Here is a 16521-nt window from a genome sequence, read left to right on the forward strand (position 1 = left end):
GCCGGTAACCGGTGCGCCCAAGACCGTCCGGGGCGTGCGGCTGAGCAGGACCCACTTCTGCTCAGTCCACAGGAACGGTACCCCCAGGCCGCGTTAGATCGGCCCCGCCACCACGCTCACCGTCTTCGCCAGTGACACGCCCGAGCCGTCACGACGCGGGTCGATCTCCGGCAGCTCGGCCGGCAGGCCGTTCTTCTGGGCCGCCTTGGCCGGGACGGGGCCGGCCCAGGCCAGCGACAGGCAGTCCTCGCCCTTCAGGAACCGCTGGCAGCGCACGCCGCCGGTGGCGCGGCCCTTGCGCGGATACTGGTCGAACGGGGTCAGCTTGGCGGTCGTCTGGACCGAGTCGTCCAGCGTGCCCCGGGAGCCGGCGATGGTGAACACCACGGCGTCCACGGCCGGGTCCACGGCTGTGAACGAGATCACCTTCGCGCCCTCGGTGAGCTTGACGCCCGCCATGCCGCCCGCCGGACGGCCCTGCGGACGCACCTGAGAGGCCTGGTAGCGCAGCAGTTGGGCGTCGTCGGTGATGAAGACCAGATCCTCCTCGCCGGTGCGCAGTTCGACCGCGCCGGCGATCCGGTCCCCGTCCTTGAGGGTGATGACCTCCAGCTCGTCCTTGTTCGTCGGGTAGTCGGGCACGACGCGCTTGACGACGCCCTGTTCCGTGCCGATGGCCAGCCCGGGGGACGACTCGTCGAGCGTGGTGAGGCAGACCACCGTCTCGTCGCCCTCGAGGGACACGAACTCCGCCAGCGGGGCGCCGCCGGACAGGTTCGGCGCGGACGCCGTGTCCGGAAGCTGCGGCAGGTCGACGACGTTGATCCGCAGCAGGCGCCCCGAGGACGTCACCGCGCCGATCTCCCCGCGCGCGGTGGCCGGCACCGCCGAGACGATCACGTCGTGCTTGGTGCGCTTGCCGTCCCCGTCCCCGTCCCCGTCCTCGGCGTTCGCCGTGAAGGGATCGCCGTTCGCCGTGCGGGCCAGCAGCCCTGTGGAGGACAGCAGGACGCGGCACGGGTCGTCCGCCACCTGGAGGGGCACGGCGGCGGCCGTGGCGCCCGACGACTCCAGCAGGACCGTACGCCGCTCGGTGCCGAACTTCTTGGCCACCGTGGCGAGTTCCGCGGAGACCAGCTTGCGCAGCTCCGCGTCCGAGTCCAGGATCCGGGTCAGCTCGGCGATCTCCCCGGTGAGCCGCTCCTTCTCCGACTCCAGCTCGATGCGGTCGAACTTGGTGAGGCGGCGCAGCGGAGTGTCCAGGATGTACTGGGTCTGGATCTCCGACAGCCCGAAGCGCTCCATCAGGCGCTCCTTCGCCTGCGCGCTGTTCTCGCTGGAGCGGATCAGCCGGATGACCTCGTCGATGTCGACGAGGGCCGTCAGCAGGCCCTCCACCAGGTGCAGCCGGTCGCGGCGCTTGGTGCGGCGGAACTCGCTGCGGCGCCGCACGACGTTGAACCGGTGGTCGAGGTAGACCTCCAGCAGCTCCTTCAGGCCCAGCGTGAGCGGCTGGCCGTCCACCAGCGCCACGTTGTTGATGCCGAAGGACTCCTCCATCGGCGTCAGCTTGTAGAGCTGCTCCAGCACCGCCTCCGGCACGAAGCCGTTCTTGATCTCGATGACCAGGCGCAGGCCGTGCGCCCGGTCGGTGAGGTCCTTGACGTCGGCGATGCCCTGGATCTTCTTCGAGCCGACCAGGTCCTTGATCTTGGCGATGACCTTCTCGGGGCCGACCGTGAAGGGCAGTTCGGTGACGACCAGGCCCTTGCGGCGGGCCGTGACCGTCTCCACCGCGACCGTGGCGCGGATCTTGAAGGTGCCGCGGCCGCTCTCGTAGGCGTCACGGATGCCGGAGAGGCCGACGATCCGGCCGCCGGTCGGCAGATCGGGACCGGGGACGAACTTCATCAGGGCGTCCAGATCCGCGCCGGGGTGGCGGATCAGATGGCGGGCGGCCGCGACGACCTCGCCCAGGTTGTGCGGCGGCATGTTCGTGGCCATGCCGACCGCGATCCCGGAGGCGCCGTTGACCAGCAGGTTCGGGAAGGCGGCGGGCAGCGCGACCGGCTCCTGCTCCTGCCCGTCGTAGTTCGGCGCGAAGTCGACCGTGTCCTCGTCGATCGACTCCGTCATCAGGCTCGTCGCCGCGGCCTGGCGGCACTCCGTGTACCGCATGGCGGCCGGCGGGTCGTCGTTGCCCAGGGAGCCGAAGTTGCCGTGGCCGTCGATGAGCGGCACGCGCATGGAGAAGGGCTGGGCCATGCGCACCAGGGCGTCGTAGATCGAGGAGTCGCCGTGCGGGTGCAGCTTGCCCATGACCTCGCCCACGACACGGGCGCACTTCACATAGCCGCGCTCGGGGCGCAGGCCCATCTCGTTCATCTGGTAGACGATGCGGCGGTGCACCGGCTTCAGGCCGTCACGGGCGTCCGGCAGGGCGCGGGAGTAGATGACCGAGTACGCGTACTCGAGGAAGGAGCCCTGCATCTCGTCGACGACGTCGATGTCGAGGATCCGCTCCTCGTACGAGTCGTCGGGCGGCGGGGTCTTCGTGCTGCGGCGGGCCATCGCTGCCGGCTCCTTGCTGGGGCGTGTGACGGGATCTGACGCGGACCATTGTGGACCGTGGCACTGACAGGGCGGCGAGGACCCGGCGGCGGCCCTTGGGCCCCGCCCGCTTCAGTCGCCTCGTCCACGGCTGCCCGCAGGCTACGCGATCTCGCTCTCGGCGTATGTCGTCCGGGAACTTCGCCTCCTGTCCGCACGCTTGCATACAGTGACAGGACCGGCAGGAAAACCGCGGTTTCGACGACCGCGTCCGCGATCGGAAGGGACGTACATGCCCATGGGTCACACGGCCACAGCCCAGGCAGGCTCCGGGGGCCTGACAGCGACCGAGCACCGCCTGGCCAACGGCCTGCGCGTGGTGCTCTCGGAGGACCACCTGACCCCCGTGGCGGCGGTGTGCCTCTGGTACGACGTCGGCTCACGCCATGAAGTCAAGGGTCGTACCGGCCTTGCTCACCTTTTCGAGCACCTGATGTTCCAGGGGTCCGGCCAGGTCAAGGGCAACGGCCACTTCGAGCTCGTCCAGGGCGCCGGCGGTTCGCTGAACGGCACCACCAGCTTCGAGCGCACCAACTACTTCGAGACCATGCCCGCACACCAGCTGGAGCTCGCCCTCTGGCTGGAGGCGGACCGGATGGGATCGCTGCTCACCGCGCTCGACGACGAGTCGATGGAGAACCAGCGCGACGTCGTCAAGAACGAGCGCCGCCAGCGTTACGACAACGTTCCCTACGGCACCGCCTTCGAGAAGCTCACCGCTCTCGCCTACCCCGACGGCCACCCCTACCACCACACGCCGATCGGCTCGATGGCCGACCTGGACGCGGCGACGCTGGAGGACGCGCGTGCGTTCTTCCGCACGTACTACGCGCCCAACAACGCGGTCCTGTCCGTGGTCGGCGACATCGACCCGGAGCAGACGCTCGCCTGGATCGAGAAGTACTTCGGCTCCATCGCCGGGCACGACGGCAAGCAAGCGCCGCGCGACGGCTCGCTGCCCGACGTCATCGGCGGGCAGCTGCGCGAGGTCGTCGAGGAGGAGGTGCCGGCCCGCGCCCTGATGGCCGCCTACCGACTGCCCGAGGACGGCACGCGCGCGTGCGACGCCGTCGACCTGGCGCTGACCGTCCTCGGCGGCGGCGAGTCCTCCCGCCTCTACAACCGGCTCGTGCGCCGCGACCGTACGGCGGTGGCGGCCGGCTTCGGCCTGCTGCGGCTCGCCGGGGCGCCCTCCCTGGGCTGGCTGGACGTGAAGACGTCCGGCGACGTCGAGGTGCCCGTCATCGAGGAGGCCATCGACGAGGAGCTCGCCCGGTTCGCCGCGGAGGGCCCCACTGCCGAGGAGATGGAGCGCGCCCAGGCCCAGTTGGAGCGCGAGTGGCTCGACCGCCTCGGCACGGTCGCCGGCCGCGCCGACGAACTGTGCCGGTTCGCCGTCCTGTTCGGCGACCCGCAGCTCGCCCTGACCGCGGTCCAGCGGGTGCTGGACGTGACGGCCGAGGAGGTGCGGGAGATCGCCGAGGCCCGCCTGCGTCCCGACAACCGCGCGGTGCTCGTCTACGAGCCCACCGCCCCCGAAACCCCCGCCGACCAGGACGAGAACGAGGAGGCGGCCCGGTGACCGAGCTCGCCACGATGGACTTCCACCCCCAGCCCCGGGCGGGCGAGGCCAAGCCGTGGGCGTTCCCGGCGCCCGAGCGCACCGCCCTGGCCAACGGCCTGACGGTGCTGCACTGCCACCGCCCCGGCCAGCAGGTCGTCGCCGTCGAGATCCTGCTCGACGCCCCGCTGGACGCCGAACCGGCCGGTCTCGACGGCGTGGCCACGATCATGGCGCGCGCCTTCTCCGAGGGCACCGACAAGCACTCCGCCGAGGAGTTCGCCGCCGAACTGGAGCGCTGCGGCGCCACTTTGGACGCGCATGCCGATCACCCCGGCGTCCGCATCAGCCTCGAGATCCCGGCCTCGCGCCTGACCAAGGGCCTCGGTCTGCTCGCCGACGCCCTCAGGGCGCCCGCGTTCGCCGACAGCGAGGTCGAGCGCCTCGTACGCAACCGGCTGGACGAGATCCCGCACGAGCTGGCCAACCCCTCCCGGCGCGCGGCCAAGGAGCTCTCCAAGGAGCTGTTCCCGGCCACCGCCCGCATGTCGCGTCCGCGGCAGGGCACCGCCGAGACGGTCGAGAAGATCGACTCCGCGGCCGTCCGGGCCTTCTACGACAAGCACGTCCGCCCCGCGACGGCCACCGCCGTGGTCGTCGGCGACCTCACCGGCGTCGACCTGGACGCGCTCCTGGGCGACACCCTGGGCGCCTGGACGGGCTCCGCCGCCGAGCCCCGCCCCGTGCCGCCGGTGACCGCCGACGACGCCGGCCGGGTCGTCATCGTGGACCGCCCGGGGGCCGTCCAGACGCAACTGCTGATCGGCCGGATCGGCGCAGACCGGCACGACCGCGTGTGGGCCGCCCAGGTGCTCGGCACCTACTGCCTCGGCGGCACCCTCACCTCCCGTCTGGACCGCGTCCTGCGTGAGGAGAAGGGCTACACCTACGGCGTCCGCGCCTTCGGACAGGTCCTGCGGTCCGCGCCGGACGGCTCGGGCGCCGCGATGCTCGCCATCAGCGGTTCCGTCGACACCCCGAACACCGGTCCCGCGCTGGACGACCTGTGGAAGGTGCTGCGCACCCTCGCCGCCGAGGGGCTGACCGACGCCGAGCGTGACGTCGCCGTGCAGAACCTGGTCGGGGTGGCGCCGCTGAAGTACGAGACCGCGGCGGCCGTCGCGAGCACGCTGGCCGACCAGGTCGAACAGCACCTGCCCGACGACTACCAGGCGACGCTGTACCAGCAGCTCGCCGCGACCGGCACGGTGGAGGCGACCGCGGCGGCCGTGAACGCCTTCCCGGTCGACCGTCTCGTGACGGTTCTGGTGGGCGACGCGGCCCAGATCAAGGCACCGGTCGAGGCCCTGGGCATCGGCGAGGTGAAGGTCGTGTCCGCCGAGTAGTCGCCCGGTCGCCGACCGCCGCGGCACAACGGCACGCACGCACAGGGGCCCTGGTCGACCGAGCGTCACCAGGGCTGCCGTTTGTCCGAATTGGGGCGGAGGTTGCCTGTCTGCCCTGTGGGATGCGCTACAAAAACCGTGATCCGTTTGAGGATTGGACCCCCTGCCGCTTAGCTTCATCCGGGCTGTCCGTCAGGCACTGCGCCGCAGCCGCGGCACCGGACAGTCATCGCCGAGTCCCCGTACGGCGCGAGCCAGGGGAGCCGGGGACCCACTTTGTGCAGTCCCTGGGGTGAATCGGACGCCCGCGTGTACGCGAGGGGGTCCGTAGGAGACCTTCCTGCTCCGAACCCGTCAGCTAACCCGGTAGGCGAGAGGGAAGGAAAGGACACCCCTGACTTCATGGCGTTCACCTGCGCCACCGGGAAGCACCGCCGGCCCAGCCGGATGCAGCGTTCCACCGCTCGCGCGGTCGGCGTGGCGGCGCTCACCACCACCGGTGTGATGGCCACCGTCGCCTCCACCCCGGCCCTCGCGGCCGAGCAGCCCACCCCCGAGCAGACCGGTCTGATCCCCGTCGTCACGGCCGGCGAGTCCATCGCCGAGTCGGTGGCCGACCAGGTCGACGAGCAGGTCGCCGCGCAGAAAAAGGCCGCTTTCGAGGAGGCCGCCCGCAAGGCCGCCGCGAAGAAGGCCGTGGAGGAGCGCGAGGCACGCGTGCGTGCCGCCCGTGAGGCCGAGCGCAAGCGCCTCAACACCTTCGTGCTGCCGATCACCGCCTCCTATGTCTCCACCGGCTACCAGGCCAGCAGCTCGCTGTGGTCCTCCGGGAGCCACACCGGCGTCGACTTCCACGCGGCCCGTGGCACCACCGTGCACGCGGTCGGATCCGGCACCGTGGTCGAGGCCGGCTGGGGCGACGCCTACGGCAACCAGATCGTGATCAAGATGCACGACGGGACGTACACGCAGTACGCCCACCTGTCGTCCATCGAGGTGTCGGTGGGCCAGACGGTCACCCCCGGGCAGCGCATCGGCCTGTCCGGCGACACCGGCAACGTCACGGGGCCGCATCTGCACTTCGAGGCCCGCACGACCCCCGAGTACGGCTCGGACATCAATCCGGTCACCTATCTCCGCCAGCACGGCGTCGGCATCTGACGACCGACGGCGACAGATCGTTCGGCCCCGGCCCCTCGGCCGGGGCTTTGCCGTTTCCGGGGCCCCGCTGTCCAAAAAATATCCCTGGATTCCGGCTCCCCGTCGGAAATTCCCGCTCATTGCAATAGAGTCACGGAACACGCGTCAATCGTCGACGTTTCACGGGGATCAAGGCGGAGGTCCGTCATGCGAATTCCGGCGCACTCGGTGTGCACGGCCATCCGGGACGACATCGTCGCGGGTGTCTACGAACGCGGCAGCCGCCTCACCGAGGAACTCCTCGCCCGCCGCTACGGCGTCTCGCGCGTCCCCGTCCGTGAGGCGCTGCGCACCCTGGAGGCCGAGGGCTTCGTCGTCATCCGGCGGCACGCGGGCGCGTGCGTGGCGGAGCCCACCGAGCAGGAGGCCGCGGACCTGCTGGAGATGCGGCTGCTGCTGGAGCCGCTCGGCGCGTCCCGGGCCGCCCAGCGGCGCACGGAGGCCCATCTGAAGGTGTTGCGCGGCCTGGTCCGGCTGGGCCAGGAGCGGGCCAGGAGGGGCAACAGCGACGATCTGCGCTCCCTGGGGTGCTGGTTCCACGAGACCCTCGCGCAGGCCTGCGGGAGCCCTGCCCTCGCATCGATGCTCACCCAGCTCCGGCACAAGATCGCCTGGATGTACGCGGTGGAGGCGCCGGCCGACCCCGTGGAGTCCTGGGCGGAGCACGGCGTCATCGTCGACGCGGTGACGCGCGGCGACGGGGAGCGCGCGCGGGCGGTCACGGCGCTGCACACCGAGCGCGCGACGCTCGCGCACCGGCTGCGCTTTTCCCAGGGAACCGAGGCCGCCGACCGTGTGAGGACTTCGCAACGTCCCGTAAACATGACGGGCCTGCGGAATTAACACGAGAGCCGTATACAAGTTCGGGTAATTCACGGGGGATTACTCATGCTGCCGTCGGCGGGAAATGTAAAGGGCTCGCCCGGTAATTCGGACGAGCCCTTCACCGCGGAATGCAGCGGTGCTCAGACGGTCTCGGGAAGTTCCTCGAGGCCCTCGGCGACCAGCTTCGCCAGCCGGTCGAGCGCGGCGTCCGCGCCCTCGGCGTCGGACGCGAGGACGATCTCCTCGCCGCCCTGGGCGCCCAGGCCGAGAACGGCCAGCATGGAGGCCGCGTTGACGGCGTTGCCGTCGGCCTTGGCGATCGTCACGGGGATGCCTGCGGCCGTGGCGGCCCGGACGAAGATGGAAGCGGGGCGGGCGTGGAGGCCCTCGGCCCAGCCGACGTTGACGCGGCGCTCAGCCATGTGATGCTGCCCTTCGGTGTCTCAGGTTGTCTAGACCAGTGTTCCACACGTGAAGCGTGTGAGGGACGGTCCCTGGGTGTCCCGTCACCATGTGGCCGTCGGATCGCGGCCTCGACCCGACGTGCGCCCTCCAGACTGCCTCGCGCTGTTGTCGGAAGCGAGCCGTAGTGTGGGCCCCATGCAGAGCGCGTCGGACCGGCACGAGTACCCCGCCCACTGGGAGGCCGACGTGGTGCTGCGCGACGGCGGCACCGCGCGCGTGCGCCCCATCACCGCCGACGACGCCCAGCGCCTGGTCAGCTTCTACGAGCAGGTCTCGGACGAGTCGAAGTACTACCGCTTCTTCGCGCCCTACCCGCGCCTGTCCGCGAAGGACGTCCACCGGTTCACGCACCACGACTTCGTGGACCGGGTGGGACTCGCGGCCACGGTCGGCGGCGAGTTCATCGCCACCGTGCGGTACGACCGCATCGGCCCGGACGGCATGGCCGCCTCCGCGCCGGCCGACGAGGCCGAGGTGGCCTTCCTCGTGCAGGACGCCCACCAGGGACGCGGCGTCGCCTCCGCGCTCCTCGAACACATCGCGGCCGTCGCCCGCGAACGCGGTATCCGCCGCTTCGCCGCCGAGGTGCTCCCCGCCAACAACAAGATGATCAAGGTGTTCACGGACGCCGGCTACACCCAGAAGCGCAGCTTCGAGGACGGCGTCGTCCGCCTGGAGTTCGACCTCGAACCCACCGAGCGCTCCCTCGCCGTGCAGCGCGCGCGGGAACAGCGCGCCGAGGCGCACTCCGTACGGCGGCTCCTGACACCCGGCTCGGTCGCCGTCGTGGGTGTCGGTCGCGGCCCGGGCGGGGTCGGCCGAAGCGTCCTCGGCAACCTCCTGGCGGCCGGGTTCACCGGACGCCTGCACGCCGTGAACCAGGCCTTCCCCGAGGACCTGAAGGAACTGGACGGGGTGCCCGCCCACCGTTCGATCCGGGACATCGCGGAGCCCGTGGACCTCGCGGTCGTCGCCGTCCGGGCCGAGCAGGTGCCCGCGGCCGTCGCCGAATGCGGCGAACACGGCGTGCAGGGACTCGTCGTGCTGTCCGCCGGCTATGCCGAGAGCGGCCCCGACGGGCGCGAGCGGCAGCGCGAGCTCGTGCGCCACGCGCGCGCGTACGGCATGCGGATCATCGGCCCCAACGCCTTCGGGGTCATCAACACCTCTCCCGCGGTGCGGCTCAACGCCTCCCTCGCCCCCGAGATGCCGAGGCCGGGCCGGATCGGCCTGTTCGCCCAGTCCGGGGCCATCGGCATCGCCCTGCTGTCCCGGCTGCACCGGCGCGGCGGCGGGGTCACCGGCGTCACCGGCGTGTCGACGTTCGTCTCCTCCGGCAACCGCGCGGACGTCTCCGGCAACGACGTCCTCCAGTACTGGTACGACGACCCCGACACCGACGTCGCCCTCATGTACCTGGAATCCATCGGCAACCCGCGCAAGTTCACCCGCCTCGCCCGGCGCACCGCGGCCGCCAAGCCCCTGGTCGTCGTCCAGGGCGCCGGTTCCGCCCCGCAGGGGCACGCCGTACGGGCCACGCGGCTGCCGCACGCGACGGTGTCGGCGCTGCTGCGGCAGGCCGGCGTGATCCGCGTGGACACCATCACCGAACTGGTCGACACGGGCCTGCTCCTCGCCCGTCAGCCGCTGCCGACGGGCCCGCGCGTCGCGATCCTCGGCAACTCCGAGTCCCTCGGACTGCTCACGTACGACGCCTGCCTCTCGGAGGGGCTGCGTCCCCTGCCTCCGCTGGACCTGACCACGGAGGCCACGGCGGAGGACTTCCACGCCGCACTGACGCGCGCCCTGGCCGACGCGACGTGCGACGCGGTGGTCGTGACGGCCATCCCGGCGATCGGGGAGACCTCGCCCGGCGACGCGGAACTCGCCGAGGCCCTGCGCTCGGCCGCGGCCGCGGCCCCCGCCAAACCGGTGCTCGTGGTGCACGTGGAGCTCGGCGGCCTCGCGGCGGCGCTGTCCGCCGCTGCGAGCACCGCACCGCGCGCGGGCGCGAGCCCACGCGCGCGTGTCGCGGCGCAGGACGCCGGGCAGCTGCAGCCCCCCGTCGTCGAGGCGCCGGCGGGAGCGCACCTCATCCCCGCCTACCCGGCCGCCGAACGCGCCGTCCGCGCCCTCGCGGAGGCCGTGAAGTACGCCCAGTGGCGGCGCGAGGCGGCGGACCCGGGCCGGGTGCCCGAGTACGAGGACATCGACGAGCGGGGCGCCGCCGCGCTGATCGACGGGCTCCTCACGCGCGGGCAGGGACTCACCCTGGGCGCCGAGGAGACCGGCGAACTGCTCGGCCGTTACGGCGTCCGCATCCGCAGGGCGATCCCCGCGCCCTCTCCCGACGAGGCCGCGCGGGCCGCCGCCGATCTCGGCTACCCCGTCGCCCTCAAGGCCACCGCCCCGCACCTGCGGCACCGGGCCGACCTGGGCGGCGTCCGTCTCGACCTGGCCGACGAGGAGCAACTGCGCAGGGCCTACGCCGAGTTGACCGACCTCTTCGGGCGGCCCCAGGAGCTCCGGCCGGTCGTCCAGGCGATGGCGCCGCGCGGGGTCGACACCGTGGTACGAGCGGTCATCGACCCGGCGGCGGGGGCCGTGCTGTCCTTCGGGCTCGCCGGAGCCGCCTCGCAGCTCCTCGGGGACATGGCGCACCGACTGGTTCCGGTCACCGACCGCGACGCGACGTCGCTGATCCGCTCGATCCGGACCGCCCCGCTCCTCTTCGGCTGGCGGGGCTCGACGCCCGTCGACACCAGGGCCCTGGAGGAGCTGCTGCTGCGCGTCTCACGACTGGTGGACGACCACCCCGAGGTCGTCGCGGTCACCCTGGAGCCGGTGGTCGTCGCCCCGCACGGCCTGAGCGTCCTCGGCGCGTCCGTCCGCCTCGCACCCCCGCCCGCGCGCGACGACCTCGGTCCGCGGACCCTGCCGGTGTACTGAGGTGGACGCACGGCGGACCCGGGTGCCGAAGGACGGGGGAGAGCCGGCGCGGACGCTGGAGGCCGGGGTCCCCGCGGCCGTGCGGCACCCCGCGGTCGGCCTGCCCGAGGGGTCCTGGTGGGACTGGGACGTCGTGGCCTGGACCCCCGGCGAGTTCCGGTTGGCGGCCGGCGCGGATCTCGCGTACCACCACGGCCTGGAACTCGTCTTCGCCGACCCCGCCTTCGTGGCCTGTCCGGCGGCCTTCCACGACCCCGTGTTCCGGGAGCCGACGCCCGGCGAACTCGAGAGCCTGGACCGCCGCCTCGGCGAACGCCCCCCGGTCGTGGCCGCGTTCGACGCGGACGCGGGCGGCCCCGATCCCACCCCCTGCCTCGTGGCCGCGGAGCGGCTCGAGATCGTCCGGGAGCACGTGCTCAGGTACGCGCGCGAGGACGCGCCCCCCGGGCAGCGGTTCGCCCCGTGGGTGTGCCGGCCCCACCGCTGAGAAGACGCGCCCCGCGCCTGCTCCCGGCCCCCGGAAGCGATCGCGAGCGGCACCTCGCAGTCAGTGGGTCCCCGTAGGATGGACCCCATGGCCAAGACCAGTACGACGACCCAGGGGCTGCGCGCGGCGATCGAGCGCAGCGGCTACTACCCGGCCCTCGTGGCCGAGGCGGTGGAGGCCGCCGTCGGCGGCGATCCGATCCGGTCGTACCTGGTTCACCAGGAGACCACGTTCGACCAGAACGAGGTGCGCCGGCATGTGACGGTGCTGGTGCTCACCGGCAATCGCTTCATCGTCAGCCACACCGACGAGCAGGCCGCCGACACCACCTCCCCGACGCCGTACGCCACGACGTCCACGGAGTCCGTGAAGCTCGGCCGGATCTCGTCGGTCGTCGTCAGCCGCGTGGTCGCCAACCCGGAGTCGTACACGCCGGGCACCCTGCCGCGCGAGGTGGTGCTGACCATCGGCTGGGGCGCCGTCTCCCGCATCGACCTGGAGCCGGCCGCCTGCGGCGACCCCAACTGCGACGCCGACCACGGCTACACCGGCAACTCGACGGCGGACGACCTCAGCCTGCGCGTCAGCGAGGCCGGAGACGGCCCGGAGACGGTGCGCCAGGCGCTCGCCTTCGCGCAGGCGCTCTCCGAGGCGACAGCGGACGTCCCCCGCTGATGACGCAGCAGGCCTCCTGGGACTTCCCCGAACCGCTCGCCGTCGCCTCCGCGCCCGTCCCCGCATACGGCTCCGGCTCCCTCGCCGACCTGCTCCCCACGCTGGCGGCGGGCCTGGGCGTGCCCGGCACGACCGCGGCGATCCCCGAACTGACGCCGGCCGACCGTAACTGCGTCTTCCTGATCGACGGCCTCGGCTGGGAGCAGATCAAGGCCCACCCCGACGAGGCGCCCTACCTGCACGCGCTTCTCGGCAGCTCGCGCGGGGGCACCGGACGCCCGCTCACCGCCGGCTATCCGGCGACCACCGCGACCTCCCTCGCCTCCGTCGGCACCGGCCTCCCGCCGGGTGCGCACGGCCTGCCCGGCTACACCGTGCGCAACCCCGCCACCGGCGAGCTGATGAACCAACTGCGCTGGCAGCCGTGGACCGCTCCGGGCGTCTGGCAGCCCTATCCCACGGTCTTCCAGCTCGCCCACAAGGCGGGCGTGCACGCCGCCCAGGTGTCGTCCCCCGCGTTCCAGAACACCCCGCTGACCAAGGTCGCGCTCAGCGGCGGAACGTTTCACGGGCGGCTCACCGGCGAGGAGCGCATGGACTGCGCCGCCCAGCAGCTCGCCGCCGGCGACCGCTCCCTCGTCTACACCTACTACGCCGAACTGGACGGCGCCGGGCACCGCTACGGCGTCGCCTCCGACACCTGGCGCGGTCAGCTCATGTACGTCGACCGGCTGGTGCAGCGTCTGGCCGAGCAGCTCCCGCCGCGCAGCGCGCTCTACGTCACCGCCGACCACGGCATGATCGACGTGCCCTTCGACGAGGAGCACCGGATCGACTTCGACGCGGACTGGGAGCTGAGCGCCGGCGTCGCCCTGCTCGGCGGTGAGGGCCGCGCCCGCCATGTCTACGCCGTGCCGGGCGCCGCAGGCGACGTCCTGACCTGCTGGCGCGAGGTGCTCGGCGAGCAGTTCTGGGTGGCCTCCCGGGAGGAGGCGATCGACGCGGGCTGGTTCGGTCCGCGGATCGACGAGCGGGTGCACGCCCGCCTCGGCGACGTGATCGCGGCCGCCCGGGACGACGTCCTGCTCATCGCCTCCGAGAGGGAGCCCAAGGAGTCGTCGATGGTCGGCAACCACGGTTCCATGACCCCTGCCGAGCAGCTGGTCCCCCTGCTCGAAGTACGCTCCTGAAACTCCAGAACCGCCCCTGTTCCGCCGCACTTCACCGAAAGGCGTCCAACTCCCCATGCCCGAGCTGGTGTTCTTCTCCGGAACCATGGACTGCGGGAAGTCGACTTTGGCGCTGCAAATCGGCCACAACCGGTCGGCCAGAGGGCTTCAGGGTGTGATCTTCACACGGGACGACCGAGCGGGGGAGGGGAAGCTGTCGTCTCGGCTGGGGCTGGTGACCGAGGCGGTGGAGGCGGGCCCGGGCCGGGATCTCTACGGCTATGTGGTGGCGCAGTTGTCGCGGGGCGGCAAAGTCGACTACGTGATCGTGGACGAGGCGCAGTTCCTCGCGCCGGAGCAGGTCGACCAGCTGGCCCGCATCGTCGACGACCTGAATCTGGACGTGTTCGCGTTCGGTATCACCACCGACTTCCGAACCCGGCTCTTCCCCGGCTCCCAGCGGCTGATCGAGCTGGCCGACCGGCTGGCGACGCTGCAGGTCGAGGCGATGTGCTGGTGCGGTGCCCGGGCGACGCACAATGCGCGGACGGTGGGCGGGGAGATGGTGGTCGAGGGCGAGCAGGTCGTGGTCGGAGACGTGCACCGGCCGGCGGAGGACGTGGGGTACGAGGTGCTGTGTCGGCGCCACCACCGTAAGCGGATGACGAGTGACGTGGCTCGGGCGGCTGCCCTGTCTCCCGACGTGCTGCCGGTCGCCTCGGGCTGAGTCGGCTTCGGCGACGGGCGTGGTGGCAAGGGGCTCATCGACGGCGCGACGGAGTTCTGAGGCCGGCCGCGGCGTGAAGACGACGGCGAGGTAACGGCTCCGGGCGTCAGGGTTCTCGGTTCGTGGAATCTCAAGGACCGTCAAGCCTCCGCGGGACACCGGCACGCAGCATCGTGGGCGGGGTCTGCGTGGGTTGGCGCAGTCGTGGGCGGCGCACTGCGCCCCGGAAGGGCGACTTGAGAGAGATCGCGAGGCTGTCGGACCCTGCATCAGCTCCGACAGCGGCAAGCGGAGCCGGCCGGCGCAGATCATATAGGGTGAATGCGTTTTCTTGATCGCTCACGGAAGTAGGCCCATATGACTCAGGTCGTGCTCACCACCAACTTTGGGACGATTACACTCGCGCTCGACGCCGAGAAGGCGCCGAAGACGGTCGAAAACTTCTTGGCCTATGTCAATGACGGGCACTACGACCAGACCATCTTTCACCGAGTCATCCAGACCTTCATGATCCAGGGTGGCGGCTTCGTCGAGGGCATGTCGCAGAAGCCGACCCGCGCCCCGATCGAGAACGAGGCGCGCAACGGTCTGCGCAACACCCACTACGCCGTGGCCATGGCCCGTACCTCCGACCCGCACTCGGCGTCGGCGCAGTTCTTCATCAACACGGCAGACAACGGCTTCCTCGACCACACCGCCCCTTCCCCGCAGGGGTGGGGATACGCGGTGTTCGGCAAGGTCGTCGAGGGCTTCGAAGTGGTGGACAGGGTCGCCGCAGTCCCGACCGGCCGCCGCAACGGCTTCCAGGACGTTCCGGTGGAGTCCGTGGTCATCATCAGTGCCAAGGTCGAGCAGTGAGGCCGTGACCGAAGGTTCGCCGGCCTGACGCCGGCGGACACCCGGATTGCTCAAGCGGGCCGGCCCGACGTCCCGTCAACTGCAGCCGCTGCAGTGCCAGGCCAGGCTCTCCGGCCACGAGTCCCGGCATCAGCCTGGTCCTGGCGCAGGTGGTGATCGCGGAGGTCGGGGCGGACGGAGAAGCGGATCACTTCGCCCATCGACCGGGCGGAGAACGGCGGACCCGACGCCTGCTCGCCCGACCCGCGGCACTCGGCCACGGTGATCACACGAGCGGTGCATCACGCGGTCGCCCGGTTGCGGCTGCCGGACGAGGGGCAGGGCGCCGGCCGCCACTGCCGCCGCGGAGACGGTCACGGCCGGCGGGAACCCGCAGGACCTGAATCAGACCTGAGCGAGGCTCCGTGTCGGCCTGGGCGAGGCTCCGTGTCGGCCTGAGCAAAAGCCGCATAGGCGATCATGATGCGAGTTAACTCCCCATTGGGGTCAACGTCTCGAATTAATCGATCAGAGCGAAAGTTATGAGGATGACCCCAAGGCCCCAAGCAGATGCCTAGCTACCGCTAACGAACATATGGCCTTGCAGGCCATAGTGTGCTGGTGTAGGTTGAAGATCACGGGGGAATCTTCTGAAAGCGTTCGTGTTGGTTCAGGAGTTTTCCCAGGCGGTCTGTTTTGTTAGCGACGTCTTTGGGATTCGTTGTGGACGGGCATGAGCGGTTAATCAGCACACCGACAGGGGACTCTGCTTATCGGCGGCGTCGTGACGAGATCGCGGCTCTCGCGACTGCTTACGTGCGCGGGGATGTCATCCCCGAGGTGGAGTACACCGATGCCGAGCACGCCGTGTGGCGATTAGTGGCCGAACGACTGCGGGAGCGGCACCGGTCCCACGCAGCACCCGAATTTCTCGAAGCGGCCGAACAGCTCGGTGTGGGTGTTGAAGAAATTCCGCAGCTGCAGGGTGTTGCCGACCGACTGAACGGGCTGACCGGCTTCCGGCTGCAGCCTGCTGCGGGCGTGGTTCCCTTCCATCGTTTCTGCGGCTCCCTGGCTGACGGTTATTTCCATTCCACGCAGTACATTCGCGACGGCGTGACGCCGTTCTACTCGGCCGAACCGGACGTCTTGCACGAGGTCATCGGGCACGGCAGTGCCTTGGCCGACAGCCGGTTCGCCAACCTGTACAGGCTGGCGGGCGAGGCAGTGCGGCGAGTGGAAACCGAAGCTGCGGTGCAATTCATTTCCAAAGTCTTCTGGTTCACCATCGAGTGCGGCCTCCTTGATGCGCCCGACGGGCCGCGCGCTTATGGCGCCAGCATCGTGTCGTCCTACGGCGAGCTGGACCAGTTCCGCTCCGCCGAGATCCGAAGGCTGACCATCGCCGACATGGTCGGTACCGGCTACGACATCACCCGGTATCAGGAGACCCTTTACAGTGCCCGCTCCCTGGCGCATCTGGAGGATGTGGCCGGCGGGTTCTGGGAATCCTGCGATGACGCGTCCATCGACCGGCTTCTGGAGGCTGCGAAATGACCGGTACAGCGGTTGAAGGAGACGCCCTGGAGAGCGTCCGCCCGGTGAAGCCA

General features: G+C 71.0%; 13 protein-coding genes and 1 riboswitch. Of the genes, 11 read left to right on the top strand and 2 right to left on the bottom strand.

The features are described from left to right. Nucleotides 1–93: 93 nt before the first annotated feature. Nucleotides 94–2571 carry a DNA gyrase/topoisomerase IV subunit A gene (locus tag QA802_RS31310; protein WP_334529649.1) on the bottom strand — a complete coding sequence of 826 codons (2478 nt, stop codon included), beginning with the start codon at nucleotides 2569–2571 and terminating at the stop codon, nucleotides 94–96. A gap of 271 nt (nucleotides 2572–2842) precedes the next feature. Here QA802_RS31310 and QA802_RS31315 point away from each other — a divergent pair, with 271 nt between their 5' ends. From QA802_RS31315 to QA802_RS31330, 4 genes are all read left to right on the top strand, one after another. After that, complete coding sequence (locus tag QA802_RS31315; RefSeq protein WP_319170090.1) at nucleotides 2843–4192, top strand: M16 family metallopeptidase; 1350 nt, start codon at nucleotides 2843–2845, stop codon at nucleotides 4190–4192. Then, nucleotides 4189–5577, top strand: a complete 1389-nt coding sequence (locus tag QA802_RS31320) for a M16 family metallopeptidase (protein WP_319170089.1) — start codon at nucleotides 4189–4191, stop codon at nucleotides 5575–5577. The genes QA802_RS31315 and QA802_RS31320 overlap by 4 nt, the downstream gene beginning before the upstream one ends. A 220-nt stretch (nucleotides 5578–5797) precedes the next feature. Continuing rightward, nucleotides 5798–5965, top strand: a riboswitch (cyclic di-AMP (ydaO/yuaA leader). A 14-nt stretch (nucleotides 5966–5979) separates the two neighbouring features. Further along, nucleotides 5980–6738 (top strand): M23 family metallopeptidase, encoded by a 759-nt coding sequence (locus QA802_RS31325; RefSeq protein WP_334529654.1) that lies wholly within the window; start codon nucleotides 5980–5982, stop codon nucleotides 6736–6738. Nucleotides 6739–6924: 186 nt separating this feature from the next. Beyond that, nucleotides 6925–7620, top strand: coding sequence for a GntR family transcriptional regulator (locus QA802_RS31330; RefSeq protein ID WP_334529657.1), 696 nt, complete (start codon nucleotides 6925–6927; stop codon nucleotides 7618–7620). A 122-nt stretch (nucleotides 7621–7742) separates the two neighbouring features. Here the strand turns inward: QA802_RS31330 and QA802_RS31335 are convergent, their stop codons facing one another. Beyond that, nucleotides 7743–8024 (bottom strand): HPr family phosphocarrier protein, encoded by a 282-nt coding sequence (locus QA802_RS31335; RefSeq protein WP_015657377.1) that lies wholly within the window; start codon nucleotides 8022–8024, stop codon nucleotides 7743–7745. 178 nt (nucleotides 8025–8202) lie between these two features. Between QA802_RS31335 and QA802_RS31340 the strand changes: the two genes are divergently transcribed. The 7 genes from QA802_RS31340 to QA802_RS31370 all read left to right on the top strand — a co-directional run bounded on the left by QA802_RS31340 (nucleotide 8203) and on the right by QA802_RS31370 (nucleotide 16468). Next, entirely contained in the window at nucleotides 8203–11016 is a 2814-nt protein-coding gene (locus tag QA802_RS31340; RefSeq protein ID WP_334529662.1) for a bifunctional acetate--CoA ligase family protein/GNAT family N-acetyltransferase, read from the top strand. A gap of 1 nt (nucleotide 11017) precedes the next feature. After that, entirely contained in the window at nucleotides 11018–11503 is a 486-nt protein-coding gene (locus tag QA802_RS31345; protein WP_334529665.1) for a hypothetical protein, read from the top strand. Nucleotides 11504–11581: 78 nt separating this feature from the next. Continuing rightward, nucleotides 11582–12178 carry a DUF5998 family protein gene (locus tag QA802_RS31350; protein ID WP_107441529.1) on the top strand — a complete coding sequence of 199 codons (597 nt, stop codon included), beginning with the start codon at nucleotides 11582–11584 and terminating at the stop codon, nucleotides 12176–12178. Then, nucleotides 12178–13368, top strand: coding sequence for an alkaline phosphatase family protein (locus QA802_RS31355; protein ID WP_334529672.1), 1191 nt, complete (start codon nucleotides 12178–12180; stop codon nucleotides 13366–13368). The genes QA802_RS31350 and QA802_RS31355 overlap by 1 nt, the downstream gene beginning before the upstream one ends. A 55-nt stretch (nucleotides 13369–13423) precedes the next feature. Next, on the top strand, nucleotides 13424–14074 hold the full coding sequence (locus QA802_RS31360) for a thymidine kinase (protein WP_334529675.1): 651 nt from the start codon (nucleotides 13424–13426) through the stop codon (nucleotides 14072–14074). A gap of 357 nt (nucleotides 14075–14431) precedes the next feature. Then, on the top strand, nucleotides 14432–14932 hold the full coding sequence (locus QA802_RS31365; protein ID WP_334529677.1) for a peptidylprolyl isomerase: 501 nt from the start codon (nucleotides 14432–14434) through the stop codon (nucleotides 14930–14932). 702 nt (nucleotides 14933–15634) lie between these two features. Further along, nucleotides 15635–16468 carry a phenylalanine 4-monooxygenase gene (locus QA802_RS31370; RefSeq protein ID WP_334529679.1) on the top strand — a complete coding sequence of 278 codons (834 nt, stop codon included), beginning with the start codon at nucleotides 15635–15637 and terminating at the stop codon, nucleotides 16466–16468. Nucleotides 16469–16521 lie beyond the last annotated feature (53 nt).

It is taken from the genome of Streptomyces sp. B21-105 (genome assembly GCF_036898465.1).
Lineage (GTDB): Bacteria > Actinomycetota > Actinomycetes > Streptomycetales > Streptomycetaceae > Streptomyces.